Consider the following 24,457-nt stretch of genomic DNA (forward strand, 5'->3'; position numbering starts at 1 on the left):
AAGATATCTCTATAAATGAAGCACATAAGAAATTTCTCCATCATCGCCCACATTGACCACGGTAAATCCACGCTCTCTGACCGCTTGATTCAGATCTGTGGCGGATTAACTGACCGCGAGATGGCCGCGCAGGTTCTGGACTCAATGGATCTTGAGCGTGAACGTGGTATTACCATCAAAGCACAGAGCGTGACGCTCGATTACAAAGCCCAAGACGGCGAAACTTACCAGCTCAATTTTATCGACACGCCGGGACACGTTGACTTCTCATACGAAGTTTCCCGCTCACTGGCCGCCTGTGAGGGTGCGCTGCTGGTGGTGGATGCCGGACAGGGCGTTGAAGCGCAAACCCTGGCTAACTGCTACACCGCGATTGAGATGGATCTGGAAGTCGTGCCGGTGCTGAATAAAATCGATTTGCCTGCCGCCGATCCTGAACGTGCTGCACAGGAAATCGAAGATATTGTCGGTATTGATGCCACCGATGCCGTTCGTTGCTCGGCGAAAACCGGTGTCGGCGTACCTGAAGTGCTGGAGCGCCTGGTGCGCGATATTCCGCCGCCAGAAGGCGATCCGGAAGGGCCGCTGCAGGCACTGATTATCGACTCCTGGTTCGATAACTACCTGGGTGTTGTCTCGCTGGTTCGTGTGAAAAACGGCACCATGCGTAAAGGCGATAAAATCAAGGTACTGAGTACCGGCCAGGTTTATAACGCCGATCGACTGGGCATTTTCACGCCGAAGCAGGTTGACCGCACTGAACTGAACTGTGGTGAAGTCGGCTGGCTGGTCTGCGCCATTAAAGACATTCTGGGCGCGCCGGTGGGCGATACCCTGACAACAGCACGTAACCCGGCGGACAAAGCGCTGCCTGGCTTTAAAAAAGTGAAGCCGCAGGTTTACGCCGGTCTGTTCCCAATTAGTTCTGATGACTACGAAGCGTTTCGTGATGCGCTGGGCAAGCTGAGCCTGAACGATGCTTCTCTGTTCTACGAGCCAGAGAGTTCAACCGCGCTGGGCTTTGGCTTCCGTTGCGGCTTCCTGGGTCTGCTGCACATGGAGATCATTCAGGAACGTCTGGAACGTGAGTACGATCTCGATCTGATCACGACCGCACCGACGGTGGTGTACGAAGTGGAAACCACGGGCGGCGAAGTCATTTATGTGGACAGCCCCTCGAAGCTGCCACCGCTCAATAACATTGAAGAGTTGCGTGAACCGATTGCGGAGTGTCACATGCTGCTGCCGCAGGAATACCTGGGCAACGTCATTACGCTGTGCATCGAGAAACGTGGCGTTCAGACAAATATGGTTTACCACGGCAATCAGGTTGCGCTGACCTATGAGATTCCAATGGCTGAAGTGGTGCTCGACTTCTTTGACCGTTTGAAATCAACATCGCGCGGCTATGCTTCACTGGACTACAATTTTAAACGTTTTCAGGCCTCTGACATGGTGCGCGTCGACGTGCTGATTAACTCAGAACGTGTTGATGCGCTGGCGCTGATTACCCACCGTGATAACGCACCTTATCGTGGACGTGAGCTGGTTGAGAAAATGAAAGACCTCATCCCACGTCAACAATTTGATATTGCGATTCAGGCGGCAATCGGCAACCACATTATCGCTCGCTCAACCGTCAAACAGCTGCGTAAGAACGTCCTTGCCAAGTGTTACGGCGGTGACGTCAGTCGTAAGAAAAAGCTGTTGCAGAAGCAGAAAGAGGGTAAGAAGCGAATGAAGCAGGTCGGTAACGTTGAACTGCCGCAGGAAGCATTCCTCGCCATTCTGCATGTCGGAAAAGACAGCAAATAAGGATCTTAAATGGCTAATATGTTCGCGCTAGTCCTGGCGATAGCGACATTGATTACTGGTATTCTCTGGGTGATCGATCGTATCAAGTGGGCACCACAGCGCCGGGCGCTGCAGGCGGCGGCACAGGCGCAGTCAGGCGACACGCTCGATAAAAAAACGCTGGCAAAAATGGCACCTAAGCCGGGCTGGATTGAAACCGCTGCCTCCGTATTTCCGGTGCTGGCCGTGGTATTCTTTGTGCGCTCATTTGTGTATGAGCCTTTCCAGATCCCGTCAGGATCAATGATGCCCACGCTGCTGATTGGTGACTTTATTCTGGTCGAGAAGTTTGCTTACGGCATTAAAGACCCGATTACGCAAACCACGCTGATTCCTACCGGTCATCCTAAGCGTGGCGATATTGCGGTCTTTAAATACCCAAAAGATCCCAGCCTGGACTACATCAAGCGCGTGATTGGCCTGCCGGGCGATCGTGTAACCTATGATCCCTACAGTAAAACGCTGACCATTAATCCGGCCTGCGATAATGGCAAGCCTTGCAGCAAAGCGTTGCCCGTCACCTACAGCAACATTGAGCCAAGCAAGTTTGTTCAGACGTTTAGCGGGTTTGATGGTAACGAAGCCGGTAACGGGTTCTACCAGGTGCCGCTGAATGAAACCATGCGCGGTGGATTACGTCTGGCCACGCGCAAAGAAACGCTGGGCAATGTGACGCATGACATTCTGTTGGTGACGGAAGCACAAAGCCAGGCGAGCATGTACTATCAGCAGCCCGGCCAGCCGCAGGCGAGCTGGGTTGTGCCGCAGGGGCAGTATTTCATGATGGGTGATAACCGTGACAACAGCGCCGACAGTCGCTACTGGGGCTTTGTTCCCGAGCGCAATCTGGTCGGTAAAGCGGTCGCCATCTGGATGAGCTTTGAAAAACAAGAAGGCCAGTGGCCAACCGGCGTACGACTGAGTCGTATCGGCGGTATCCATTAAGCCAGCCTGAGAGTCAGGCAAAATAGGATGGCCTCCGTCATGGGGGCCACTGCACACCAAACAGAATGTGTTGGATTCTCAGCCCTGTTTGGTATGCAGAGTGACAGACGCAAAACAGAACTGGAATCGCATGAACCCCATCCTGATTAACAAGCTTCAGCGCAAACTGGGCTACACTTTTACACATTCTGAACTTTTACAGCAGGCGTTGACGCATCGCAGCGCCAGTAGCAAGCATAACGAACGCCTGGAGTTTTTAGGCGATTCGATTCTGAGCTACGTGATTGCAAATGCGCTCTACCACCGTTTTCCGCGTGTGGATGAGGGCGACATGAGCCGCATGCGCGCGACGCTGGTGCGCGGTAATACGCTGGCAGAGATGGCGCGTGAATTCGATTTGGGTGAATGCCTGCGTCTGGGGCCCGGCGAATTAAAAAGCGGCGGCTTCCGTCGTGAATCTATTCTGGCGGACACCGTGGAAGCGCTGATTGGTGGTGTCTTCCTCGACAGTAATATTCAGACGGTCGAAAAGCTGATCCTTGACTGGTATCAGACGCGCCTGGACGAAATCAGTCCGGGTGATAAACAAAAAGATCCGAAAACGCGCCTGCAGGAATACCTGCAGGGCCGTCATCTGCCGCTGCCAAGTTACTTAGTGGTGCAGGTTCGTGGCGAAGCCCACGATCAGGAATTTACCATTCACTGTCAGGTGAGTGGCATGGCAGAACCGGTGGTGGGCGTGGGCTCCAGCCGCCGTAAAGCTGAACAAGCAGCGGCTGAACAGGCGCTGATTAAACTTGGTCTGGAATAACAGTATTATCCCGGCGCCGCAACCGGCGCTGAAAACCTCAGGACTCGAATGAGCGAAAATGTTACATACAGCGGCTTTGTCGCGATAGTTGGCCGGCCTAACGTCGGTAAATCCACCTTACTGAACCAGTTACTGGGGCAGAAGGTTTCAATTACGTCGCGTAAGCCGCAAACCACCCGTCACCGCATTATGGGCATCCATACGGAAGGCGCTTATCAGGCGATTTACGTGGATACGCCCGGCCTGCATATGGAAGAGAAGCGAGCGATCAACCGCCTGATGAACCGTGCGGCCAGCAGTTCTATCGGTGACGTTGAACTGATCATCTTTGTGGTTGAAGGCACGCGCTGGACGCCCGACGACGAGATGGTGTTAAACAAGTTGCGCGATGGCAAAGTGCCGGTTCTGCTGGCGATCAATAAAATCGACAACATCCAGGATAAAAGCGTCCTGTTACCGCACCTGCAGTTCCTCAGCGAGCAGATGAACTTTATTGATATCGTGCCGGTTTCGGCCGAAAGCGGTAAAAATGTCGACACCATCGCCGCCATCGCCCGCAAGCATCTGCCGGAATCTGACCATCACTTCCCGGAAGATTACATTACCGATCGCTCACAGCGCTTTATGGCATCCGAAATTATCCGTGAAAAGCTGATGCGTTTCCTCGGTGCGGAACTGCCTTACTCGGTCACAGTCGAAATCGAACAGTTTGTGTCTAACGCGCGTGGCGGTTATGACATCAACGGTTTGATTCTGGTCGAGCGCGAAGGGCAGAAAAAAATGGTGATTGGCAATAAAGGCGCCAAAATCAAAACCATTGGTATTGAAGCGCGTAAGGACATGGAAGAGATGTTCGATGCCAAAGTGCATCTCGAACTGTGGGTTAAAGTTAAATCCGGCTGGGCAGATGACGAACGTGCGCTGCGTAGTCTGGGTTACACAGACGATCTCTGAATAAATGGAAGGCTGGCAACGCGCCTTTGTGCTGCATAGTCGTCCTTTCAGCGAAACCAGTCTGCTGCTTGACCTGTTTAGTGAAAGTGAAGGCCGTGTTCGTGTCCTGGCAAAAGGAGCACGATCACGGCGTTCTCAGTTAAAAGGCACGCTTCAGCCTTTTACCCCGCTGCTGGTGCGCTGGAGCGGTCGTGGTGAGGTGAAAACGCTGCGCAATGCCGAAGCGGTTTCGCTTGCTCTCCCCCTTAGTGGTATCACGCTTTACTGCGGCCTGTACGTCAACGAGCTGTTGTCTCGGGTACTGGAACAGCACATCCCCTTTTCCGGTCTGTTTTTTGACTATCTGCAATGTATCCAGACGCTGGCCGCCGCCGAGGGTTCACCCGAGCCTGCACTGCGTCGTTTCGAGCTGGCGCTGTTGGGGCACCTTGGCTATGGCGTGGATTTCCTGCACTGCGCAGGCAATGGTGAACCGGTCAGTGAAGACATGACCTACAGCTACCGGGAAGAGAAGGGCTTTATCGCCAGTCTGGTGCTCAATCAGCGCAGCTTTACAGGTAAACACCTGCAGGCGCTCTCCACGCGTGAATTTCCCGATGCGGATGCCCTGCGCGCGGCGAAGCGCTTTACCCGCATGGCGCTGAAACCCTATCTGGGGGGCAAACCGTTAAAAAGTCAGGAGCTTTTCCGTCAGTTTACACCGAAAAAAAAGCCCGATATTGCCGGCGAGCCCTGATGCGGGTCGTAGCGGAATCGCATCACGGCGCGTTACACTCCATACAATGATCATAATGAACCGAGGATTGTCATGGCTGAGTTACTGTTAGGCGTTAACATCGACCACATTGCTACCGTCCGCAACGCGCGTGGCACCCATTACCCTGATCCGGTCCAGGCGGCTTTTATCGCCGAACAGGCGGGCGCGGATGGAATCACGGTGCACCTGCGGGAAGATCGCCGCCACATTACCGACCGCGACGTGCGTATTCTGCGTGATACCATCGAAACGCGGATGAATCTCGAAATGGCGGTCACCGATGAGATGCTGAACATCGCGTGTGATATCAAACCGCACTTCTGCTGCCTGGTGCCGGAAAAGCGTGAGGAAGTGACCACCGAAGGCGGACTGGATGTCGCCGGACAACAGGAAAAAATTAACGCTGCGGTAAAAAAACTCAGTGAGGCGGGCATTTTGGTATCCCTGTTTATCGATCCCGATCACCGGCAAATCGAAGCGGCTGTCACCAGCGGCGCGCCTTATATTGAAATTCATACCGGTGCCTATGCTGAAGCCCCTGAAGGCCCGGCGCGCGACGCTGAGCTGGCCCGGATTCGTCAGGCGGCCACCTTTGCGGCCAGCCGCGGATTAAAAGTTAACGCCGGTCACGGTCTGACTTACCACAACGTCCTGCCGATTGCCGCGCTGCCGGAAATGCATGAGCTGAACATCGGTCATGCGATCATTGGTCGGGCGGTGATGAGCGGCCTGCCTGACGCCGTCAAAGCCATGAAACAGCTGCTGCGAGAAGCGCGTCGCTAATGGCTATTCTGGGACTGGGCAGCGATATCGTCGAAATAGAGCGGATTGCCGATGTGATTTCTCGCTCTGGCGATCGACTGGCGCGTCGCGTGCTGAGTGAGGCCGAATGGCAGCAGTATCAGCAGCATCGTCAGCCGGTGCGTTTTCTGGCTAAACGTTTCGCCGTTAAAGAAGCGGCAGCCAAAGCGTTTGGCACCGGCATTCGCGGTGGACTGGCATTCAATCAGTTTGAAGTTTACAACGATGCGCTGGGTAAACCACTCCTGCGTTTTTTCGATCATGCTGCTGAGGTGGCGCAGCGACTGGGTGTACAGCATGTCCATGTCACCCTGGCCGACGAGCGCCACTATGCCTGTGCTACGGTCATTATCGAAAGCTAACCGTGCAGGGCAACAAACTTATCCCACAGCGCATCGCGTGATTCGATGTGCTGGGGATCCGTCACAATGGTGTTATCAATAGGGCAAACCCGCTGGCAGGTCGGCACATCATAATGTCCCACACATTCGGTACAGCGGCTCACCTCAATCTCATAAATCATCTCACCCATCGAAATAGCCTGGTTCGGGCATTCGGGTTCACACATATCGCAGTTAATACAACGCTCAGTAATTAATAAAGCCATATCAGTAGTTTGCTTTCAATTGTTGGTTAAATCAGTGACTTACAATCTGTCAGTTAAACGCACATTGCAAACTGATGTGTATATTTATACAGTATTAAACCTGTTGAGGAACGATGTGGCGTAACACAAAACCGCAACACAACCCCTAAACGCCCCGCTTTTTACCCCCATGTGTGAGCATGGAGTAAGAGGCGCGAAAATACAGGTTTCCGAGATGACAAAGACAGTAACACAAACCGCCAGCACAAAGTTTGATGCCGCGTATGCCGCAGCAGAACAGCAATGGGAAAAATGCAAGCCGCCTTACACAAGCTCACACATGCGTATCTGTGTTACGGCAGCGAAGACAATCCTTACTCGGCTGGGGCTTTCACGCCGATCCAAGTATGAAAAAGACAGTTTTTTGCGTTTCGATTTTAACAAGGCTGGCAAGGTCACTATTTACGCCGAATTCCCCAAAAAAATGAACGTCAAAGGCCAGCGCCTGGGAGAGTGGCCCGAGCTCACATTACCCATCGCCCGGGAGAAAGCCGCTGAGCTTGCTGAGGGTGGTTTAAAAGCTGACTCTGTTATTCATGTCATCGAATATTACGAAGCTGATTTAGCCGCAAAGGTGAAGCGCCATAAACTGGGGGAGGGGAGCTATCAAACCTATCTTTGCCGCTCGAAAGTGGTAAAGCAGGCATTCTCCGATCGCGAGGTTTTCAGCTCGGTAACTTATCAGCGCCTGGTTAAAGTGCTGGATGAATGGATAGCCACAAAAACGAACAACCATGCGCTTGAGCTTTTCGCTGAGCTACGCCGGATATGGAAGTACGGTGCGCCGGTATACTGCAATGGCCGGAACGTGGCCGCCAGTATACCGGATGATTATGTGTCGTCGCGGGTGCAGCGCCCAACGCCAACAAAGCTATTTACCGATATAGAGTCAATCGCCAGGCTGTGGATAAACATGGCCGGGGCTACATCGATACACCAGAAAAACGCCATTCGCTACATGATCCTGACTGGTGTCAGGCCGATAAACGTCACTAACCTGGAATGGCGCTTTATCGACGATGACCTTACCGTTATAACTTACCCGGCTGGCGTGATTGGCACGCGGGGCGCAATGAAGACACAAAAAGAATTTGCTATACCGGTGACGCCAGAGATAAAGAAGATACTCATTGAACAGCGGGAATGGCGCGATGCCGTCAGCGACTGCAATAAGCAGTTTGTTTTCCTGCAGCCACGGAATCCTATGGAAGCCTTCTCAAAACGTTCTCTCGATAAGCTGATAAAGGATTACAGCCCTGACAATGCAGTGAAGGGGATAAGGCATGACGGCACCGTTAAGGGCCGTTCTGGAGCGTTTAACACGATGTGCCGCAAGTTTCTCAAGAGTAATGTTATCGCTCAGATGCGGGCGCAGGGTTTCTCGCGTTCTGACACGAAAGAAATCAGCATGCTGTGTATGCACCACTCTGACAAAGAGAGCGATCCGATGGCTGAACACTACGACTTTTCGGACGAGATTTTGAAGGAAGAAATGAAACTCAAGCGCCAGGCATTCGCCGCGCATGAGGGCAGCATAATGGCGCAGGTAGCGCTTTTTAAGCGGAAAGGCAATCACTGAAAGGAGGCTTTATGAGTAGTTGGATGTTTAACAGGCACGGCAAACCAGTTGTTATTTATGAAGGTACAAATATTCGTGATCCGAGGGGGCGAGTTATAGCTTGGATTAATGGGATTAATGTCTATTCTTTGCAGGCAAGGCATATTGGTTGGTTCGATAGTGGAGTTGTCTACGACAGCAAAAATAAAGCGCTTGTTTTCCTTTCGAATGCAACCGGACACCTTCCATATCGCCCTGCAATGTCCGGCACTCCGGGCTTACCTGGATTATCTGGCATACCTGGTAGGCCGGGATTCCCCGGCGCACCTGGCAGGCCTGGATTCAGCGGATGGTCTGATGAGGATGCGCTGACATACCTCAGTAAGTAGCCCCACACAGCCGGATAAACTCTTTCACGTTGGCATAGCGGTATCTTACAACGCGATACGTGATCCGGATTGGCGCTAACGCCTTTTTATGTCGGTGGTGATTATTCCAGTCTCTCAGCGTTTTTGGAGTAATCCCGCCGATAATTTCGCAAACCTCTTCGGGTTTCAGCAAATCCTCATCTTCGTACTTCGATTTCATGCGTTCCCCCATCACACTGCTCCTATTGCCTGCTGAACCACGCGATGCCCGCGCTTACGTGCCTTTTTCTTTGGCTCGATCCTGACCTGTGCAACCTGTGGCCGCGCTGGCTCAGGTTCACGCTGTCCGCTACTGCGCCGGTAGTTTTTTCGCATATCCCAGACCAGCCACTTCGACCAGTCGCGCCCGTCATCGATAGTGAAGCTGGCCTTCACCAGATCGTCGTTGAGGTCTGCCATATTGTGCTCGGTCATTTTTTTACCGCCTTACTCAAAACTTCCTGCAAACGCTGCTCAGCAATGGCCTGCGCCAGAACCCGACAACTCAGCAAACTTTCCTTCGACACCTCGCCCCGCAACAACCTGAGCAGTTCTTCGCTCTCAAACTGGCTGCGCATACGGTTCATCTGCTTTTCCTCCTGGCGCAGAACAGAAAGCCGTTCGGTAATCCGGCTCTGCGTTTTACGCCAGGCTCGGAGCGCGTCATGCGTTCGGCGGTAGCGGCCAATATCAAACTCGTCGATTTCTTCCAGGCGCGATTTGATACTGTCGATAGTTTTGTTGGTGATGGACAGCGCCTTGAGGTGATCGGCGATACCATCCAGCCCTTCAATATTGATGCGGCCGTTAGGCAGTTGAATATCGCTCACTGTGCCACCTCCCGCATTACTGCTTTGTATGCCCGAAAACCGCGCTGAACCGGCCCACTGATTACCGTCTTGCGAATAAAGATGCCTGACGTGCTGGCTACTATCACATCCGATGAAAGCAGTGCGGCATCAACCGCCCGTTGGTGCCTGCGATACTCAAAGAGGCTGCTGGTGATAGTCAGCGTGGCTGTAGCGCCGTTGTCTCTGAAATCAAACTTCATTTTGAGCCTTCCATTCGTCGATATAGCTAACCATGTATGACCATCCGCCTTTCTCATTCACCATTTCGCCCAACTGCCAGAAGCAGGCATTCAGCCACTTGATGCCTCTGGGATTAAGCTTTGGTACGGTTCCCCAGTCGATGAAGTCAGAATTATTACGCTCTAATTCACCTTTCAGATCGAGAATGCGGGCATACCGATACCACCTCCGCTCAACACTCCACCCTTTATCGGCAAGGTAAGAGTCAATAAACCCCTGAACAGAAGGCTGATTAAGCGATATGTCACCGTACTGATGACGGTATACCGGGCGACGATGCAGGCTCACCAGGTAAAACAGATACGCATCAGTCATCCGGTGAAGCGCCCACTTGTGGCGCTCCCTCATTGAATTCGGGGTGACCAGAAAATTACTGTGGGTGTTAATCATGAAGCGCTCCGCGATTAATAATCTGAAATCGGCCCATGATCGGATGCTCCAGAATTTCGAAAGGCTTAGTAGCTTCTTCTGGTCGTGGTGCGCGTTGATTCCAGAAAGCCACTGCATTTTCACGACAATCCGGTGGGCGACTCACTCCGCAGCAATCACAGCGGATCACAAACAGAGCATCTCCTTCATACAAGGTTGGAACCAGCTCGACTAAATCATTGCCACACAGTGGACATGGAAGAAGTTCCATTATTCCTCCTCTGCTTTAAGGATGGCTTTATCGTGGGAAAACTCACCGTTCCACGTCTTTTTCATCGGCAGCTTGCCCTGCATGTAAAGCTGATACAGTCGGTGGCATCCACCTTGCAGAAGTACAGGAACGAATTTGGTCATTTCACCCGAACCGTGCGGAGTGATTTTTGTTTCATCTTCGGTCAGGTATTTATGGCGGGCATAAGACGCAACGCGCCATTTGGGACTTTTCTCAGGATCACGGCGTTCGTTGAAAATCCACTTGCGCTGAAAAGCCCACCACATCATTTTGTTGATGTTTACGCCGTTCAGATGCTTACAGAATGCAGGGATCGTCATCCCTTTGGTGAAATGCTTCTCCAGGCTGTCAACAGTCGCAGTAAGAAGCTGGTTTTCACCAGTAAGGCGCTGGTTGTCTTCTGAGAAGTTCATCAGCAGTCCGCGCAGGGTAGCGGGATCGCTGAGCATCCGCATGGCATCAACAGGGGCTGGATTCTGCATATCTTCCAGCTTATCGACCAGAGACCGGCGCACGCCTTTGGATTCCCGCGCGGCAACACGGAGTGCTTGCTTGATGAGCATGCGGATAACAACCTGGTCTGCGCCGCCCCGTGCTTTATCCATGGGGGTTACGAAAATTTCGTAGGCCTCCCCATCGAGTTCATCTTTGATGCGGGCCACAAAATCATTGTTGCGGATAGGCTTCTCGCCACAAGCCTTGCGAGCGTCATTCACCATTTGCAGCAGGTTCTGACTATCGATGGTCTGGGGCGTAACTGTCATCATTTGTGACGGTTGCTGAAGGCTGATTTGCGGTTTACTGGTCATGTTATTTAACCTCTTTCAGTTCAATTCCGAGTTTTTTAGCCAGGCGGCGCTGGTTTCTGCTTAGGGGCATTTTTACTTCGCCATTCCCCACATACTTTCCAGTGCGGCGAGCACCCAAATAATCTTTTACCTGCTCAGATTCGGTGCCATCACCGCCACTGCGGGCATATAAGTGATTGGCCTGACACATTGTTAAACCGCCCGGAACGCCTTGGCCGGTTCTGCTCGGGCCTGCTTTTTTTGCCATGCTTAAAATCCTCAGTAAGGTTTATTGGCCAGGTGTTCGGCATACTGCGTTTTGATGGCTTCGTGCTTCGCTACCCACGCTTTGAACTCGCGCTTTTTGGCCAGAATCCGGCGAATACGGCGGGTGCAGCGGTTGTGAGCGGCAAGGTATTGCTGGGTTAAACTTCCAGCCTGAATGACAGAAAGGCCATCACGGATAACTGGCACATCTGGTTCGCAGGTTTCAAATCCAGAGCGAGTAAAAGCCTTGAGAACCATGTAATGCGCCAGATTGTTGATGGCAGCACTGCGGCTCAGGCAGCGCTTTGACCAGCCGTGACGGGTCACGACGAAAACTGGCGACTGGACGATGCGAAACGACTCGTCGATAGCGTCTTCTTTAATTACTGATAGCTTCTTCATTTCCCATCCTTACAATTGTTATATTCAGCGTGTGTCATTAACTGCCAGTCTTTGCCGCTATTCCGCGACAGCAGACGCCAACGCGGATTAACAGCCAGACTCAGGAAGCCGGTACTGTGAATGCGACACGCGAATATCCGGCGCTTCCTGTATTGCGTTAATTTCTTCGTTGCCTGAACGATTACCCATTCAGGCGCTTTAAAGGTGGTCAGGCTCATTTATCACGCTTCTCTGCTTCGGCCATTTCAACCAGGTTAGATATAAGTGCTCCCATGAAACCCGTACCAATTTCAGTAATCTTTCCCGACTTAATTCGCACACAGTCGCTATAGGTAGAAGCTATTTCACGTTCGCCAGCCTCTCCTGGAGTGACTTTGTAAACAGCCCGTTCAAATAATTTAATAAGCGCTTTATTCAGTATTTCGGAATCAAGCTGCACAGTAGCAATGGAACCGTCTGGCAATTTAAGCGCGGCAATCATAGCGCCTCTTTTCGATACCAGTTCTGCAAGATAGCAATTAACAAGTCGAGTTCGATTACGTTCAAGGATGTCAGTCATTGGTTTTCTTCTTCCTCGATTTTATTTAGAAGATTAGAAATTACTCCACTCAAGTCATAAGCTAGCCCTACCAATTCATCATCTGCGTCACAGGTATCGGTGCCTTTTTCAAAAATATTCTGAAGTAATGCAGTTAACTGACGAGCTTTAGAAGCTGCATTCAATATCTCTGATATATCAATTGCGTCTCTGGTCATTAGTTGCCCAGTCTTAAAGTTTCGACGAATTCATCTATTTCTTGCGCTATATTCCTAGCTAAAAAAATGGTTGAGCTTAACTCTTCTGTTTCTATGTCTTTGGCATGAGTGCCTAATACCATTAAGAGAGAAATAAGTTGGTCACACTTGATACTTACATCCTCTACACATTGCCTTTCTTTGAGTTTCATCACTTCACCCCATAAGCTGCGCGGAGAAACAGGTTTGCAATAACGTCATGCTTAGATAAATGGCAGGTCTGAGCGTGACGGTATGCAACAGAGTTTTTGATATTCATCCCATGCGCCCCACGCCGTGATTGTGGAGTTCGGAAGCCATGAAGTTATTGACCCCAGAGATAATCCTTTTCAGCGTGCCAGCGATAGCAATTATCTGTTCGTCATTTAATTGGCTTGGATATTCTTCAACTAGCGTCAGGAAAACCTCCACACCATAATTAGCTTCACTTGCTTCCTGAAAATCTTTCAATTCTTTATCGGTCATTTTCATAATCTGGACACCATTTTTAGTTTTGATGCTTAAGTCGGGGGATTATTTCTTAATTTTATAAAGAAGCTGTTCTAATTCATTTACAGCACGCATTCCAGAACGTTCAGCACATCCGATAATAGAAACCATGTCGGTGCTGTCAATTGCGCTGCAATTTTTATATGCCACTTCAAGAGTAGTAAAAGAATCTACAATCTGGCTGATATAGATATCAATGCTGCTTAGTTCTTCTTCTGTCATTTGCCGCACTTCTTATTTTGAGTATGGGAATCCCGCGCTGTGGAGCGTGAAGTGAATTTTTCTATTAAAAAGTGTTTATTTTATCAATCAAAGTTTGCTGTTTGATAATTATGGCATCAAGAATATGCAGCACACCAAAATAAACAGCATTATCGTCGTTAAGTTCAATGCTTACATCATCGGTCATTTTATCCATGATGCACCTGGCTGACTTGGTTAAGATTAAAGCTTCATTAAGTTCATCAATATCGATAGCCATGATGGTTAGCCCTCGCCCGTTAAGAGCCAAAGAGGATCACAGTTCAGAGCTTCAGAAAGTGGAATGATTTTGTCGCTAGCCGGTACGGTCACATTTTCTTCCCATGCTTCTTCGCATGAGCGGGTGACGCCAACTTTAGTTGCAAGCTGGAAGTGATTGAGTCCGCGCAATTTGCGCATTTTGCAGATACGGTCGCCGACAGACTCAAATAAATTAACTTTTCTTCCAGATGTCTCACTAATATCTGAAAATAGTTCTCTTTTATCAAATGTGGAAACCAGCGAAGCTGTTAAATCAACAGCTTCAGAAATGATGTTTTTAGCATCCCTAAAAGAGATAATGTCGAGCTCCATAGATGATAAGACGCACATTAATATAGAACTGAGATTATCAATCTTTTTAGCAACTAGCTCGTTTTTATAAGCAATCATTCTTTTCACCTCATATGTCTCGATGAAAAGAATGTAGCTATATGCTAATGCTTTTTCAATAGCAAAATGCTAATAATTTGATTTGATATCATTACTCATTGTTTTCTTTGTTATTTTTTTTAACCTCACTTGATATGAACTGATCTTTAACGGCTATTAATTCATCTAACAAAACATCATATTTACGTTTTTTTTCTGATAAATCTATGATTATATTCTGCTTTTCGCTTGCTGGCATTTGCCGGAACAACTCCAGCAACCTCTTCTCCTGATTGGTGATAGGCATTTCTTCCACCAATTTTTTTAACTCATTTTCTGACTGTTTGCGTCTGGCAGTCATATGGATATTGCTGATGATATCGTGCTGTACATCCAACCATCCATGCCCAAGTCTAAGATTTTCCTCGATTTTTCTTGATAAGTTTGAACCCAGATTTCTACGTCCAGTAATGACCTGGCTTATGACAGATGGTGACAACTCACACCTTAAAGCCAACTCAGTTTGAGTCATATTTTCTCTATTCATCAGATGCTTAAGGTTTTGCAACCTTATGTCTTTGATTTCCATTGCGGCCTCAAAAGTTAGCGTTTTGATATATATATAATTGCTAATATCGATTAAAGGATTTAGTATTAGCATATTGCTACTATACAAGCTGAGTCATGGAGAGTCTATGCAAGAAAATCTTAAATCAGTTCGTAAGAATGTTAGTCCAAACCAATGGCTTCTTGTTGCGAAATTATCAGGAACTTCAGTGGCTTACTTAAATCAAATTGCGCTTGGGTTTCGAAGGCCATCAGTCTCTTTGGCAGAAAAAATAGCTGCCGCTGTATCTCAGGTATCACCTGGTTTAAGCATTTCGAAAGAATCACTCGTTTTTGCTCCTTTGAGGCAATCAGATATTCAAGATAAATCAGGCTGAGCCGCGGCAAAGCCATGAGCCCAACTATCAAAACACCCGGCTTCAAATTAGATCGCTCACCGGAGGCTCGCCCATGAACACTGCTATCAAAACGTTCGACTTCATGTCTGAATCTGGCGAACTGCTCGCATCGGTTCGCGCGGTAATGATCGGCCAGGAGCCGTGGTTTGTTGCTGCTGATGTGGCTCTGGCTCTTGAGTACAGCCAGACACAAGCCATGACAAAATTGATTGATGCCGATGACAAAAGTACTCAAACCATCCTTAGCGGATGTAACTATACAAATCAGTCAGTTATAAACGAATCCGGTTTGTATGCCGCTATTATGGGAAGCCGCAAACCACAGGCTAAACGCTTTAAGCGCTGGGTCACCGCTGATGTGCTGCCGTCCATTCGTGCCACTGGGTCATATAGCGTCAAGCCTGCTGATGCTCTGCCTGACTTCGACGATCCAATAGCAGCTGCTGAGGCTTGGATTGAGGCCAAAAAGGCCGAGCGCACTGCGATTGGTTACGTTGACCGTCAGGCTCGATACATCAGCAAGCTTGAGACTCAACTGGCCGAGGGCGTTACGCCGACTCAGTTCTGTAAACAGCTTAATGGGGTTAATACCCGTTTGGTTAACGCTTTCCTCGAAGACCATAACTGGCTTTATGACGACCGCCCGGACGCCAAATACCCGCGCTGGCGCGTTAAGGCTTACGCCCGCGATCAGTACCTGACTGAACGGCCCGGCAGGGTTGAGCAGGAAAATGGCGAAATGCGCGACATTTTCAAGCCGCTGCTGAAACACAAGGGCGCGGTCTGGCTTTACCGCCGCTACCTCAAAGGCGAGCTTCCGATGAAGAAGGGCTGGGATGGAAAATTTACCCACGATGCTGAGCTGGCAGGTAATGACCATGCAGCCTGATTCTCCCATCCAGATGCTTGACCGCATCTACCGTGATCCGCGCGGCGTTCTGGTGCATGTCACTGGCTATGACCGCGAGAAGGAGCAGGTGATTTTTACCCGGACTGGCTATGAGCATGAGTGCATGCGCCCGGTCTGGCAGTTCCAACAGTTGTTTACGAGGGTCATAGCTGATGCGTGACTATGGAAAAGTGTCTGCTGAGTTTTGGCTAGACCAAAACGGCAACAAGTGGAAAGTACCCACGATTAAAGGACGCCTGAAAATGCGCGTACCCTGCCATCGCGCGCTACGCGAATTTGTTCTTTGGCGCGATGGCTACAAGTGTCGTCATTGTGGAAGTAAAGACCGAATTAAATTGGTCGCAGATCACATTGTTTCTCGACGTAACGGAGGTGCTCATCATCCAGACAATATGCAATGTTTGTGTGATTCATGTAATGCACGTAAGTCCTCCCTGGTCGATGCCAAATCCCAGTCAAGTCCTGTTGTAACCGAAATCCAATTTGCTGATGGAGGGCTGATTGATGGCACGCATTAGAACTATTAAACCTGAGTTCTGGACCGATGAGAAGGTTGTCGAGTGCTCGTTTGAGGCACGCCTGATGTTCATCGGCATGTTCAATTTCGCTGATGATAAAGGAAATCTGGTCCGCTCTCCTAAGCGTATCAAGATGCAGATTTTCCCTGCCGACATGATCGACTGCGAGCCGTTGATAAAAGAGCTTAGCGTGGCAGGATTAGTCAGTGAGTATTCAGTGAATGGTGTTGAATATATTCACATTGATGGTTTTTCTAAACACCAAAAAATTAACCGCCCGTCTGCAACAACGATACCTACTCCCGGAGAAGTTGATGGCAACTCACTGAAACACACACCGGAAAACATGGATGAATCAGTGAATGGTGATGAAAACCAATCATACGATTCATGCACCAGTTGCGGATATGGCAATGAGGACTCAGTGAGTGCTCATATCGAACTCAGTGACGGAAAGGAAGGGAAGGGAAGGGAAAAGGAAGGGAATAAAAACATATCGTCCGATTCTGATCGGACTGGCGATGATTCGATTTCTGGAAATTTTCCTGCACACAATGACGGTGAAGATCACTGCGATAACGATGACGCGACAGACCCGTTATCACAGGCTTTCGAAAATATCTTCTGGTGTGCAGGGCTCCGTAAAGACGCCAAGGTCAAATCACGTACAGCATTCAAAACCAAATTCCAGATCTGGCGTCGGGAGTCGAAAGGAACGCCTGAGCAGTTCGCTACGATGCTGGCGCAGGATATTAAATCCCGCTTTGCCATCCAGCAGATGGGGATCGACAGAATGCTTCCAACCTCGTATCTCAACGGTGAACGGTGGAACGATGAAATCAAATCTCAACCGCCGACCTCGGGGCCAGACATAGCAGCCAGGCCATATGCCTACCATGACACGGAAAGCTCCGAAGTATTCCTGAACCTTGACGCCATGCGTTCAGACAGCGGCGGCAACCGGAGGTTTTGACATGCGTAAACGGCTTAAAACTGCCCTGGTGGCCGGATACAACCGGGGATTTCTGAGAATGGATTTCGTGATGTGGTGTTTTAAAAAGTTCGACTTACGGAGCGTGTGAATGAAAGCGGCTGAACTGTCAGAAAAGCTGTGGGGTAACGTTGACAGGGTGGTGAAATACCTGCTGCCTAACGGTCATAAAGAGTCGAATGAGTGGTGCGTTGGCAACGTCAACGGTGACGAAGGTAAGAGCCTCAAGGTCAATCTTGCAGGCAAAAAGACCTGGGCAGACTTTGCCAGCGGCGACAGTGGTGATCTGCTGGATTTGTGGGTACTGGTGCGCAACTGTGCGCTTCACGAAGCCATGCGCGAAGCCAAAGAGTTTCTTGGCCTGAAGGACGATGACTACCACTTCACCGAGAAAAAACAGTCATTCGCCCGCCCAACCAAAAAGGGCGTCAAGAAGGCCAGCAGTTGCTATGCGTACCTGGAATCGCGCCGCATTGACCGTGAGACGGCCGACCGTTTCAAAATCAGCGATGCGGTAGTCTGGTATCACGATGAAAACCGTGAGGTACCGGCCATCGCCTACCCGTACATTCGTGGAGGCGAACTGTTGCAGGTCAAGCGGATCAGCACCGAGCGGCCAGGCGGTAAAAAACTCATCATGGCAGAGTCCAACTGTGAACCGTGCCTGTTCGGCTGGCAGGCCCTGGACAAAACCACGCGCCTGGTGATCTTGTGCGAGGGCGAGATAGACTGTCTGTCCTACGCGCAGATTGGCCTCCCCGCGCTGTCAGTGCCGTTTGGCGGGGGCAAAGGGGCTAAACAGCAGTGGATCGAACATGAGTATCACAACCTGGACCGCTTCGAAGAAATCTGGCTCAGCATGGACAACGACGATGTTGGCCGCGAAGCAGCCAAAGAGATTGCCCGCCGTCTGGGTGAGCACCGCTGCCGCCTGGTGGAGTTGCCGCACAAAGACATCAACGAATGTTTGATTCAGGGCATGAGCGGCGATGACGTGATGCAATACCTTGAGCGTGCAAAATACTTCGATCCCGATGAGCTCTGTTCAGCCGGCGATCTGCTACAGGAAACCATTGATGCCTTTGAACAGCGTGACGCTGGCCTGTTTGAAAGCCCGTGGCAGTCGCTGAATTACAACTTCAAGTTTCGCTCATCCGAGCTGACGCTGGTCAATGGCGTAAACGGTCACGGTAAAACCGAGCTGGTGGGCCATATCGCCATCGAGGCTATGGCTCAGAGCGCCCGGGTCTGTATCGCCTCGCTGGAGCTTAAACCCGGCAAGATGCTGGCCAGACTGACCCGCCAGGCAATCTGTACGGCCACGCCAACCCGTGAAGATATCACCATGTGCAACGAATGGCTGAGTGAAAATCTCTGGGTATTCAAGCTGACCGGCACAGCCAAAGCTGACCGCCTGCTTACGATCTTTGCCTATGCCCGCCGCCGCTACGGTATCGAGTTGTTTGTTATCGACAACCTGGCGAAGTGTGGTTTTGACGAGGAGGACGCATCGGGGCAGAAGGCGTTTATTGATGCCCTCTGCGATTTCAAAAACGAGCATAACTGCCATGTGATCCTCGTGACGCATGCACGCAAAACCGATGAGTCAGTTCCTACCGGAAAGATGGACGTCAAAGGCACCGGAGCCCTTACCGATATGCCGGATAACGTCATGTCTGTCTGGCGCAATATTCCCCGCGAAATGGCGCAGCGCAAGCTCGACAAGCAGGGGCCGCAGGGGCTGGACGAGAAAGAGAAACGCGCTCTCGATATGCCGCCGTCGATTATTCGCCTGCTCAAGCAGCGTGAGGGTGAAGGCTGGATTGGCGACATAGGCACAACCTTCGATCCGCGCTCTCACCAGTTTCTGGAGAACGGCAAACAGGCATTTAACTATCTGGCAGCCAAGCCGCAGAGTGATATTGACGCGGACTGGGAAATGAACAACGTGACGAGGATTGCATAATGCACAGCGAAGAACTGCAGCAGGCTATTGAATACTACCTTTCCGTGAAAGCAAAAATTCAGCAGCAGGAAGATGAAGTAACAGACGTTATGGTTTTCGGCGGTGCAGACGAAAAACTTTATGACGAACTACATCTGGCCGAAATGAGCTTTTTTCATTACTTCAGCCCTGAAAGATACATTGACCTGCTGCGCGAAAATGCATCCCTCGAAAGTGAGAACGGAATACTGAGAAGGGAAGCAGAAAGGTTGGGCAGCAATCTTAGCTTCCTGGATGATAAAAAGAAAAAGGGGCCACGTAATGCGTGATATTCAGATGGTGTTATCTCGTTGGGGCTCATGGGCGGCGAGTGGTGAGGGTAATATTGGCTATCCCCGAACGGCTGCCGGGCTGTCACGGCTACTGCCTGCCAGCCGTCAGGGCCGCGTTTCGTGCTGCGATGATGACGGAATGTTTATTAACGAGGCTATGATTCGCCTGAGCAAGCACGATGAATATCTCTGTGCGTTGCTGGAATGGCACTACATTGAGAATCTGCCGCTCCGTGCAATGGCTACAAAGCTGGGCATTTCACACAACCAGGTATCGGTAAGGATTCAGGCAGCCGAAAGTTTTATTCAGGGCTCGCTTTGCACGCTGGATATCAGGCTGGAAATGGACAGGGAATGCCGCAAAGAAAATATTTTGCCGCCCAAACTAAAAAGAGTTGTGTAATTACAAAACCGCTATTATTCTGCTATGAGTTGACACAACGCACTGACACATAACATTCAAGACCTCGCCTCGGCGGGGTTTTTTCATTTCCACACAATACCAAAGGCACTGAGCGCAGCCGGTTTATCCGTTCTGTCCAGGACTGCAAACCTGTAGCGCCTTTCATATTGTGAGCAAAGTTCATGGCCCTTATGCATTGAGATGGTGAAATTTGGTATCCTTATCACTCGTCAATGAAAGGAAACTTAATGGAAACCTCAAAAATTTTTAGCTTTGCGGCCTTTGCGGTTTCAGCAATGTTTGCCTCAGCACCCACGGTTAATGCTCAAACGTTTAATGGCTGCCCAGGCTACACAATGGAAGACATCAAACAATGGAATAATGAAGGTAAAATTCCTGTAGAAACGCTGATTCAGCTTCCTCTTTCGATGCTTGATGTGATTAAGCATGAGCAGGAGTGCCGGTATAAATTTCTCGTTCAGCAAAAAGAACGCATATCGAAAGAGCTAAACCACAAGTAGCTTAAGCAAAAAGAGTTCTATCTGGATTACCCCTGTTGCCAACGGGCAAAGAAACTATCGCGGAATGCGTCAGGGATTTATGATTAATGGATTTACGAAAGAATACGTTTTTAACCTCTTGAAAATGAATGACTTTATCCTGGGTTACTGTTCTTTGGTATAGTTAAAATTGCACTTAAGGTTAGTTGTTTTGGTAGGGGCTAAGTATTAGTTTTGCTGAATGATTTCTTGATGGCTCTTAAGTGATGATTCAAGTCTCTGTTTAGAAAAAAAAAGTCCCCAACTTCACCATCCTGCGAAGATATCTGAAGTTGGAGATGCTAAGTAGCGAACACTGGGAAAATCCAATACCAACATATCGGATTGGTCAGATAAAATAAACAGTTCGGAAACATTTAAGCTCACATATGTGAGCTTTTTTTGTGCCCGATCAAAATCCAAGAGGTCGCCATCGTGCGGCCTTTTTTCGTTTTTGCGCTCGCCAATCAGCAACCACTCATATTTTGACGCCGTGGCGATGCGCAATCTCTGCTCTTCTGCCTGAAATGAAAGACGGTATGAATAATGCGAGCACTGCTATCAACAGTCCAATATAGGGTGCTGCTTCTTTAATCCCCATGAGGAAGACTCCATGTCAGCAATAATGGAAAGCCTGATCCCATACATTTCAATTGCGGTGTCCTGCTATGCGCTGGGATACATTATAGGTTTCGTGAAAGGCAGGGAATGAAGCCTGCTGAAAGACTACCTGCCTTAGACGCCAGGGGGAATCCTGATATAAGTACAGTATTCATTAAGAATAATTTATGAGTTAGCCTAGCGGTAATGCGGTGAATCCCCCTCAGCGGCGGGGCTAAGTCACAATCGGGGTGAGAGCCTTGGCCAATTCAGCGTTTCAGGTTGTGACTTTTCCTGATTCACCGGGAGGCACCCGGCACCGCAGACTTATAGCCACAATTTACAGCACTACAAGGCTCACTTCGGTGGGCCTTTTTTTATGCGAAAAAAAGCCGCTACCGAAGGTAAGTGGTAGCGGCTGATACATCAGTTACTGGATTATCTTTGGATGGGTGGGTAACCCGGTAAACATTTTATCCATGTAGTTTAAACGGGTATTCAACGTAGCGGCATCCTTAATTTTTTTTGCTTACGCCAGTCAGTCGCCACTCATGTTTTGACGCCCTGCGATGCGTAATCTTTTCCTCAACAGCAAGCCGCCATCATTCCGGTGGCGGGAATAACGTATGTCCTCACAAGACCCTGGCTTCTGGGCCACAGTTTTACTCTGGCTATACAGCCACAATACCGAATGGGGATATGCCGGGGTAGCAGGCATGTTTTCACTATTACGCAGTGCCTATGCAAAAAGCCCGTGGAGTAAGCGGGTTCTCGACGCTGTTTCCTGTAGTGCTCTGGCCTTCTTCGCCGCGCCAACCCTTCAGGTCGTCGGCGCTCTCTTCAACTGGAACATTCCTGACGCTGCAGCACAGGTCTTCGCGGTGTACATCGGGTATGTCGGTAATGACTACATCAGCGCCAGACTGCGCGGGTGGATAGACAGAAAATCAGGGGAACCTAATGACGGGCAGCAATAATTCTCGTGGCATACGCAATAACAATCCTGGCAATATCCGCTGGGGTGATGACTGGAAAGGTCTGGTGCCTGAAGGCCAGCGCACAGATAAGTCATTCTGTCAGTTCAAAGCGCCAGAATTTGGCATCCGGGCGATGATCATCATTCTCCGAAACTACCAGAGCAAATACGGCCTTAAAACTATTACAGGCATCATAAAGCGCTGGGCACCGCCGAACGAGAATGACACGCAGGCATACATCCGCAGTGTGGCGCAGGCTACAGGCACTGATGCTGATAAGCCTATCGACCTGACGGACAGCCGTAAGCTGTTCCCGCTTTTGCAGGCAATCATCAAGCACGAGAACGGCGCGCAGCCATACGAATGTGATGTATTTATCCGGGCGCTCGATCTCGTCTGACATCAGGGGGGCCGTATGGCTGCTTTACAGTTCATCAAAAACTATTCACACATCTTCGTCATTGGACTGATATGTGTAGCCTTGTGGGGATTGAATGCCCGCAACTCCCAGTTATCAGCTACTAATGATCGCCTTGAAAAGCTGGCGAACAGCAAAGACGACCAGATCAACGACCTCCGCTCAAAGAATGATGGCCTTGCTGCCAGCGTCAATGACCTGGTAAATGCCGTTAAGCAGCAAAATGAAGTCATGGGTCAGGTCGCAAAACAACGCGCCGCAACAGCAGAGCAGAACCGGAAATTACAAGATGAAATCAAGCAATACCTTGCAGCGGATAAAAACGCTGCCGCGCCTGTTCCTGTTGATGCTGCTAACCGGTTGCGGAGTGCAGCAGAGGCCGCAGGTGGAGTACCGGACAATCAGCCAGCCAAGTCTAAATCTGCCAGCGGAACTGACAAGCCCCATTAGAGCTCCCTTGCCGCCCGATAATATGACGTACGGCAACAGCCTTGGCCTAAACGTCGAACTCTATGGCGTCATTGAGCAGTGCAACACGGACCGCGCCGCAATCCGTACCCTTGAGGCTAAGCAACAATGAAAGCACTCATCACCTGGCTGAAAAGCCTTTTCACCAAACTTAAGCAAGGAAAACCGCAAATGTCTGAACAATTAGAAGATGGCACCGTAGCAGTATCGCAGGACCAGCCAGCGCAACTGGCAACCGATCACACTGATGCAGTACTGGTGAAACTGAAAGAACTGCTGAAGGTTGCAGGCCATGACGTTGAAGCGGTATTTGACGATGTGGTAGCGCTGGCTAAAAAGCTGGTGTAGCAATACAGGGTGTTTTCACTGAGAGCACCCGATATTGCAGCATAAAGTTTATGTGCGCCCACGGGCCAGAACCTCACTTTGTAGCAGGATATTCTAAATGAACACCCAAAAAGACAGTTTCGTTAGCAGAGTATTGCCATTTGGTGGTTTCCCTTTTCCGGCGCGGAAGATTGGCATAACCATTTCTGGCCTTGAGGAATGGAAAGACGGGGTTGTTACCGGAACTACGGTTCAGGTAGATATCCTGCAGAACGGCAAAGCAATCCACAGCGAGGTGTTTTCTGGTAAAGCATCACGCCAGTTTACTCGTGAAGTGGTTATCAACGCTTCTTCTGCTGATCTGGTTGCAGTGCACAACCGCCCGGACCTTCCAGGCCTTAAGGTATCAGTAAATTTCGTTGTTGAGCGCCAGCCTTTCAAAATCAGCAACGGCACAGTATTTATCAAAGAATCTGTTATTCGTGGTGCCATCTCTGATTGCCAAGCATCGATGTCAGTTGGAATTACCACTACCAAAAGCCATAGCGATAAAATCCGAGAAGTCGTTTCAAAGTATCTGACAGGCGAGGCCAGCGAATACGAAGGTGAGCTGGTGGATGAGCTTAATGCTTTGCATGAAACCGAAAACCTCAGCACTCGCCTGGCTGAAGCAATAAGCGAATGCGTGCGTCAGAGCCTTGTTCAGGAAATGAAGCCAGGCGGGTTACTTTATGGACGGTAACTACAATTTTTCACAAGTGACGTATCGCGGGCCTGAAGCAATTAAAGGGCAGAGCGATGATCGGCTAATGAAAAATATGGCAGACGCCCAACACTCACCAGTGAACCTAGCCGATATTAAAAAGCGTTTTGAAGGTATGGAAAAGATTTCATTCGGGAACTGGCCGGAAGCAAATAAAATCTGACAACCTTCTTATCGGGGTGAA

At 49.9% G+C, this 24,457-nt stretch carries 43 protein-coding genes; 24 read left to right on the plus strand and 19 right to left on the minus strand.

Going from position 1 to position 24,457, the window contains the following annotated elements:
- Positions 1 to 15: 15 nt before the first annotated feature.
- From lepA to acpS, 7 genes are all read left to right on the plus strand, one after another.
- Positions 16 to 1,815: a translation elongation factor 4 gene (lepA, locus tag GC087_RS06455; RefSeq protein ID WP_039340027.1), complete on the plus strand. Its 1,800-nt coding sequence runs from the start codon at positions 16 to 18 to the stop codon at positions 1,813 to 1,815.
- A gap of 9 nt (positions 1,816 to 1,824) precedes the next feature.
- Complete coding sequence (gene lepB, locus GC087_RS06460) at positions 1,825 to 2,799, plus strand: signal peptidase I (protein WP_162286390.1); 975 nt, start codon at positions 1,825 to 1,827, stop codon at positions 2,797 to 2,799.
- Between the two features lie 130 nt (positions 2,800 to 2,929).
- Entirely contained in the window at positions 2,930 to 3,610 is a 681-nt protein-coding gene (gene rnc / locus GC087_RS06465; protein ID WP_006120517.1) for a ribonuclease III, read from the plus strand.
- Between the two features lie 48 nt (positions 3,611 to 3,658).
- The gene (era, locus tag GC087_RS06470; RefSeq protein WP_033740928.1) at positions 3,659 to 4,564 is read left to right on the plus strand and encodes a GTPase Era; all 906 of its coding nucleotides are present in this window, start codon (positions 3,659 to 3,661) and stop codon (positions 4,562 to 4,564) included.
- 4 nt (positions 4,565 to 4,568) lie between these two features.
- Complete coding sequence (recO, locus tag GC087_RS06475) at positions 4,569 to 5,300, plus strand: DNA repair protein RecO (RefSeq protein WP_324029994.1); 732 nt, start codon at positions 4,569 to 4,571, stop codon at positions 5,298 to 5,300.
- 72 nt (positions 5,301 to 5,372) lie between these two features.
- Positions 5,373 to 6,104 (plus strand): pyridoxine 5'-phosphate synthase, encoded by a 732-nt coding sequence (gene pdxJ / locus GC087_RS06480; protein WP_324029996.1) that lies wholly within the window; start codon positions 5,373 to 5,375, stop codon positions 6,102 to 6,104.
- Positions 6,104 to 6,484 carry a holo-ACP synthase gene (gene acpS, locus GC087_RS06485; protein ID WP_006120525.1) on the plus strand — a complete coding sequence of 127 codons (381 nt, stop codon included), beginning with the start codon at positions 6,104 to 6,106 and terminating at the stop codon, positions 6,482 to 6,484. Before pdxJ ends, acpS begins: the two co-directional genes overlap by 1 nt.
- Here the strand turns inward: acpS and GC087_RS06490 are convergent.
- Positions 6,481 to 6,729 (minus strand): YfhL family 4Fe-4S dicluster ferredoxin, encoded by a 249-nt coding sequence (locus tag GC087_RS06490; RefSeq protein ID WP_324029998.1) that lies wholly within the window; start codon positions 6,727 to 6,729, stop codon positions 6,481 to 6,483. The genes acpS and GC087_RS06490 overlap by 4 nt on opposite strands.
- A gap of 214 nt (positions 6,730 to 6,943) precedes the next feature.
- Here GC087_RS06490 and GC087_RS06495 point away from each other — a divergent pair, with 214 nt between their 5' ends.
- Together GC087_RS06495 and GC087_RS06500 are read left to right on the plus strand one after the other, a co-directional pair.
- Complete coding sequence (locus GC087_RS06495) at positions 6,944 to 8,347, plus strand: recombinase (RefSeq protein WP_324030000.1); 1,404 nt, start codon at positions 6,944 to 6,946, stop codon at positions 8,345 to 8,347.
- Positions 8,348 to 8,358: 11 nt separating this feature from the next.
- A complete protein-coding gene (locus GC087_RS06500) occupies positions 8,359 to 8,715 on the plus strand; it encodes a collagen-like triple helix repeat-containing protein (protein ID WP_324030002.1) in 357 nt (118 codons plus the stop codon).
- On the opposite strand, the gene GC087_RS06505 is transcribed toward GC087_RS06500, so the two are convergent.
- From GC087_RS06505 to GC087_RS06585, 17 genes are all read right to left on the minus strand, one after another.
- Positions 8,705 to 8,914 carry a hypothetical protein gene (locus tag GC087_RS06505; RefSeq protein WP_324030004.1) on the minus strand — a complete coding sequence of 70 codons (210 nt, stop codon included), beginning with the start codon at positions 8,912 to 8,914 and terminating at the stop codon, positions 8,705 to 8,707. The genes GC087_RS06500 and GC087_RS06505 overlap by 11 nt on opposite strands.
- Before the next feature lie 11 nt (positions 8,915 to 8,925).
- On the minus strand, positions 8,926 to 9,168 hold the full coding sequence (locus tag GC087_RS06510; RefSeq protein ID WP_324030006.1) for a hypothetical protein: 243 nt from the start codon (positions 9,166 to 9,168) through the stop codon (positions 8,926 to 8,928).
- Positions 9,165 to 9,563, minus strand: coding sequence for a hypothetical protein (locus tag GC087_RS06515; protein WP_324030008.1), 399 nt, complete (start codon positions 9,561 to 9,563; stop codon positions 9,165 to 9,167). Before GC087_RS06515 ends, GC087_RS06510 begins: the two co-directional genes overlap by 4 nt.
- The gene (locus tag GC087_RS06520; RefSeq protein ID WP_324030010.1) at positions 9,560 to 9,784 is read right to left on the minus strand and encodes a hypothetical protein; all 225 of its coding nucleotides are present in this window, start codon (positions 9,782 to 9,784) and stop codon (positions 9,560 to 9,562) included. Before GC087_RS06520 ends, GC087_RS06515 begins: the two co-directional genes overlap by 4 nt.
- Entirely contained in the window at positions 9,774 to 10,214 is a 441-nt protein-coding gene (locus GC087_RS06525) for a hypothetical protein (RefSeq protein ID WP_324030012.1), read from the minus strand. Before GC087_RS06525 ends, GC087_RS06520 begins: the two co-directional genes overlap by 11 nt.
- On the minus strand, positions 10,207 to 10,464 hold the full coding sequence (locus GC087_RS06530; protein ID WP_324030014.1) for a Lar family restriction alleviation protein: 258 nt from the start codon (positions 10,462 to 10,464) through the stop codon (positions 10,207 to 10,209). The genes GC087_RS06525 and GC087_RS06530 overlap by 8 nt, the downstream gene beginning before the upstream one ends.
- Positions 10,464 to 11,252, minus strand: a complete 789-nt coding sequence (locus GC087_RS06535) for a phage antirepressor Ant (RefSeq protein ID WP_324030594.1) — start codon at positions 11,250 to 11,252, stop codon at positions 10,464 to 10,466. Before GC087_RS06535 ends, GC087_RS06530 begins: the two co-directional genes overlap by 1 nt.
- A 43-nt stretch (positions 11,253 to 11,295) precedes the next feature.
- On the minus strand, positions 11,296 to 11,541 hold the full coding sequence (locus GC087_RS06540; RefSeq protein WP_324030016.1) for a hypothetical protein: 246 nt from the start codon (positions 11,539 to 11,541) through the stop codon (positions 11,296 to 11,298).
- Positions 11,542 to 11,552: 11 nt separating this feature from the next.
- On the minus strand, positions 11,553 to 11,942 hold the full coding sequence (locus tag GC087_RS06545; RefSeq protein ID WP_324030018.1) for a hypothetical protein: 390 nt from the start codon (positions 11,940 to 11,942) through the stop codon (positions 11,553 to 11,555).
- Positions 11,943 to 12,156: 214 nt separating this feature from the next.
- Positions 12,157 to 12,501, minus strand: coding sequence for a hypothetical protein (locus tag GC087_RS06550; protein ID WP_324030019.1), 345 nt, complete (start codon positions 12,499 to 12,501; stop codon positions 12,157 to 12,159).
- Positions 12,498 to 12,698, minus strand: coding sequence for a hypothetical protein (locus GC087_RS06555; RefSeq protein ID WP_324030021.1), 201 nt, complete (start codon positions 12,696 to 12,698; stop codon positions 12,498 to 12,500). The genes GC087_RS06550 and GC087_RS06555 overlap by 4 nt, the downstream gene beginning before the upstream one ends.
- A complete protein-coding gene (locus tag GC087_RS06560) occupies positions 12,698 to 12,889 on the minus strand; it encodes a hypothetical protein (RefSeq protein ID WP_324030023.1) in 192 nt (63 codons plus the stop codon). Before GC087_RS06560 ends, GC087_RS06555 begins: the two co-directional genes overlap by 1 nt.
- 103 nt (positions 12,890 to 12,992) lie before the next feature.
- Positions 12,993 to 13,208 (minus strand): hypothetical protein, encoded by a 216-nt coding sequence (locus tag GC087_RS06565; protein ID WP_324030025.1) that lies wholly within the window; start codon positions 13,206 to 13,208, stop codon positions 12,993 to 12,995.
- Positions 13,209 to 13,250: 42 nt separating this feature from the next.
- On the minus strand, positions 13,251 to 13,448 hold the full coding sequence (locus GC087_RS06570) for a hypothetical protein (RefSeq protein ID WP_324030026.1): 198 nt from the start codon (positions 13,446 to 13,448) through the stop codon (positions 13,251 to 13,253).
- Between the two features lie 64 nt (positions 13,449 to 13,512).
- A complete protein-coding gene (locus GC087_RS06575) occupies positions 13,513 to 13,707 on the minus strand; it encodes a hypothetical protein (protein ID WP_324030027.1) in 195 nt (64 codons plus the stop codon).
- Positions 13,708 to 13,712: 5 nt separating this feature from the next.
- The gene (locus GC087_RS06580) at positions 13,713 to 14,138 is read right to left on the minus strand and encodes a helix-turn-helix domain-containing protein (protein ID WP_324030029.1); all 426 of its coding nucleotides are present in this window, start codon (positions 14,136 to 14,138) and stop codon (positions 13,713 to 13,715) included.
- Between the two features lie 91 nt (positions 14,139 to 14,229).
- Positions 14,230 to 14,706, minus strand: coding sequence for a helix-turn-helix domain-containing protein (locus tag GC087_RS06585; protein WP_324030031.1), 477 nt, complete (start codon positions 14,704 to 14,706; stop codon positions 14,230 to 14,232).
- A gap of 106 nt (positions 14,707 to 14,812) precedes the next feature.
- On the opposite strand from GC087_RS06585, the gene GC087_RS06590 reads away from it, so the two are divergent.
- The 9 genes from GC087_RS06590 (at position 14,813) to GC087_RS06630 (ending at position 20,702) form a co-directional block, all read left to right on the plus strand.
- Entirely contained in the window at positions 14,813 to 15,061 is a 249-nt protein-coding gene (locus GC087_RS06590; RefSeq protein ID WP_324030033.1) for a helix-turn-helix domain-containing protein, read from the plus strand.
- Positions 15,062 to 15,134: 73 nt separating this feature from the next.
- The gene (locus GC087_RS06595; protein WP_324030034.1) at positions 15,135 to 15,971 is read left to right on the plus strand and encodes a BRO-N domain-containing protein; all 837 of its coding nucleotides are present in this window, start codon (positions 15,135 to 15,137) and stop codon (positions 15,969 to 15,971) included.
- Positions 15,961 to 16,152, plus strand: coding sequence for a DUF4222 domain-containing protein (locus GC087_RS06600; protein ID WP_324030035.1), 192 nt, complete (start codon positions 15,961 to 15,963; stop codon positions 16,150 to 16,152). Before GC087_RS06595 ends, GC087_RS06600 begins: the two co-directional genes overlap by 11 nt.
- On the plus strand, positions 16,145 to 16,510 hold the full coding sequence (locus tag GC087_RS06605; RefSeq protein WP_324030037.1) for an HNH endonuclease: 366 nt from the start codon (positions 16,145 to 16,147) through the stop codon (positions 16,508 to 16,510). The genes GC087_RS06600 and GC087_RS06605 overlap by 8 nt, the downstream gene beginning before the upstream one ends.
- Complete coding sequence (locus tag GC087_RS06610; protein WP_324030596.1) at positions 16,497 to 17,483, plus strand: hypothetical protein; 987 nt, start codon at positions 16,497 to 16,499, stop codon at positions 17,481 to 17,483. Before GC087_RS06605 ends, GC087_RS06610 begins: the two co-directional genes overlap by 14 nt.
- A gap of 109 nt (positions 17,484 to 17,592) precedes the next feature.
- The gene (locus tag GC087_RS06615; protein WP_324030039.1) at positions 17,593 to 19,467 is read left to right on the plus strand and encodes a toprim domain-containing protein; all 1,875 of its coding nucleotides are present in this window, start codon (positions 17,593 to 17,595) and stop codon (positions 19,465 to 19,467) included.
- Positions 19,467 to 19,775 carry a hypothetical protein gene (locus GC087_RS06620; protein ID WP_324030041.1) on the plus strand — a complete coding sequence of 103 codons (309 nt, stop codon included), beginning with the start codon at positions 19,467 to 19,469 and terminating at the stop codon, positions 19,773 to 19,775. Before GC087_RS06615 ends, GC087_RS06620 begins: the two co-directional genes overlap by 1 nt.
- A complete protein-coding gene (locus tag GC087_RS06625; protein ID WP_324030043.1) occupies positions 19,768 to 20,181 on the plus strand; it encodes an antiterminator Q family protein in 414 nt (137 codons plus the stop codon). The genes GC087_RS06620 and GC087_RS06625 overlap by 8 nt, the downstream gene beginning before the upstream one ends.
- A gap of 248 nt (positions 20,182 to 20,429) precedes the next feature.
- Positions 20,430 to 20,702 carry a hypothetical protein gene (locus GC087_RS06630; protein ID WP_324030044.1) on the plus strand — a complete coding sequence of 91 codons (273 nt, stop codon included), beginning with the start codon at positions 20,430 to 20,432 and terminating at the stop codon, positions 20,700 to 20,702.
- A gap of 285 nt (positions 20,703 to 20,987) precedes the next feature.
- Here the strand turns inward: GC087_RS06630 and GC087_RS06635 are convergent, their stop codons facing one another.
- Positions 20,988 to 21,227, minus strand: a complete 240-nt coding sequence (locus GC087_RS06635; RefSeq protein ID WP_324030046.1) for a hypothetical protein — start codon at positions 21,225 to 21,227, stop codon at positions 20,988 to 20,990.
- Positions 21,228 to 21,946: 719 nt separating this feature from the next.
- Here GC087_RS06635 and GC087_RS06640 point away from each other — a divergent pair.
- From GC087_RS06640 to GC087_RS06665, 6 genes are all read left to right on the plus strand, one after another.
- Positions 21,947 to 22,297 carry a phage holin, lambda family gene (locus GC087_RS06640; RefSeq protein WP_324030047.1) on the plus strand — a complete coding sequence of 117 codons (351 nt, stop codon included), beginning with the start codon at positions 21,947 to 21,949 and terminating at the stop codon, positions 22,295 to 22,297.
- A complete protein-coding gene (locus tag GC087_RS06645; protein ID WP_324030049.1) occupies positions 22,281 to 22,697 on the plus strand; it encodes a structural protein in 417 nt (138 codons plus the stop codon). Before GC087_RS06640 ends, GC087_RS06645 begins: the two co-directional genes overlap by 17 nt.
- 15 nt (positions 22,698 to 22,712) lie before the next feature.
- Positions 22,713 to 23,165, plus strand: a complete 453-nt coding sequence (locus GC087_RS06650; protein WP_324030051.1) for an Rz lytic protein — start codon at positions 22,713 to 22,715, stop codon at positions 23,163 to 23,165.
- A 189-nt stretch (positions 23,166 to 23,354) separates the two neighbouring features.
- Entirely contained in the window at positions 23,355 to 23,531 is a 177-nt protein-coding gene (locus tag GC087_RS06655; RefSeq protein ID WP_324030053.1) for a hypothetical protein, read from the plus strand.
- Positions 23,532 to 23,628: 97 nt separating this feature from the next.
- Entirely contained in the window at positions 23,629 to 24,252 is a 624-nt protein-coding gene (locus GC087_RS06660) for a hypothetical protein (protein WP_324030055.1), read from the plus strand.
- Complete coding sequence (locus GC087_RS06665) at positions 24,242 to 24,436, plus strand: hypothetical protein (RefSeq protein WP_324030056.1); 195 nt, start codon at positions 24,242 to 24,244, stop codon at positions 24,434 to 24,436. The genes GC087_RS06660 and GC087_RS06665 overlap by 11 nt, the downstream gene beginning before the upstream one ends.
- Positions 24,437 to 24,457: the final 21 nt, after the last annotated feature.

The sequence above is a fragment of the Pantoea sp. JZ2 genome, from assembly GCF_035191405.1.
Lineage (GTDB): Bacteria > Pseudomonadota > Gammaproteobacteria > Enterobacterales > Enterobacteriaceae > Pantoea > Pantoea stewartii.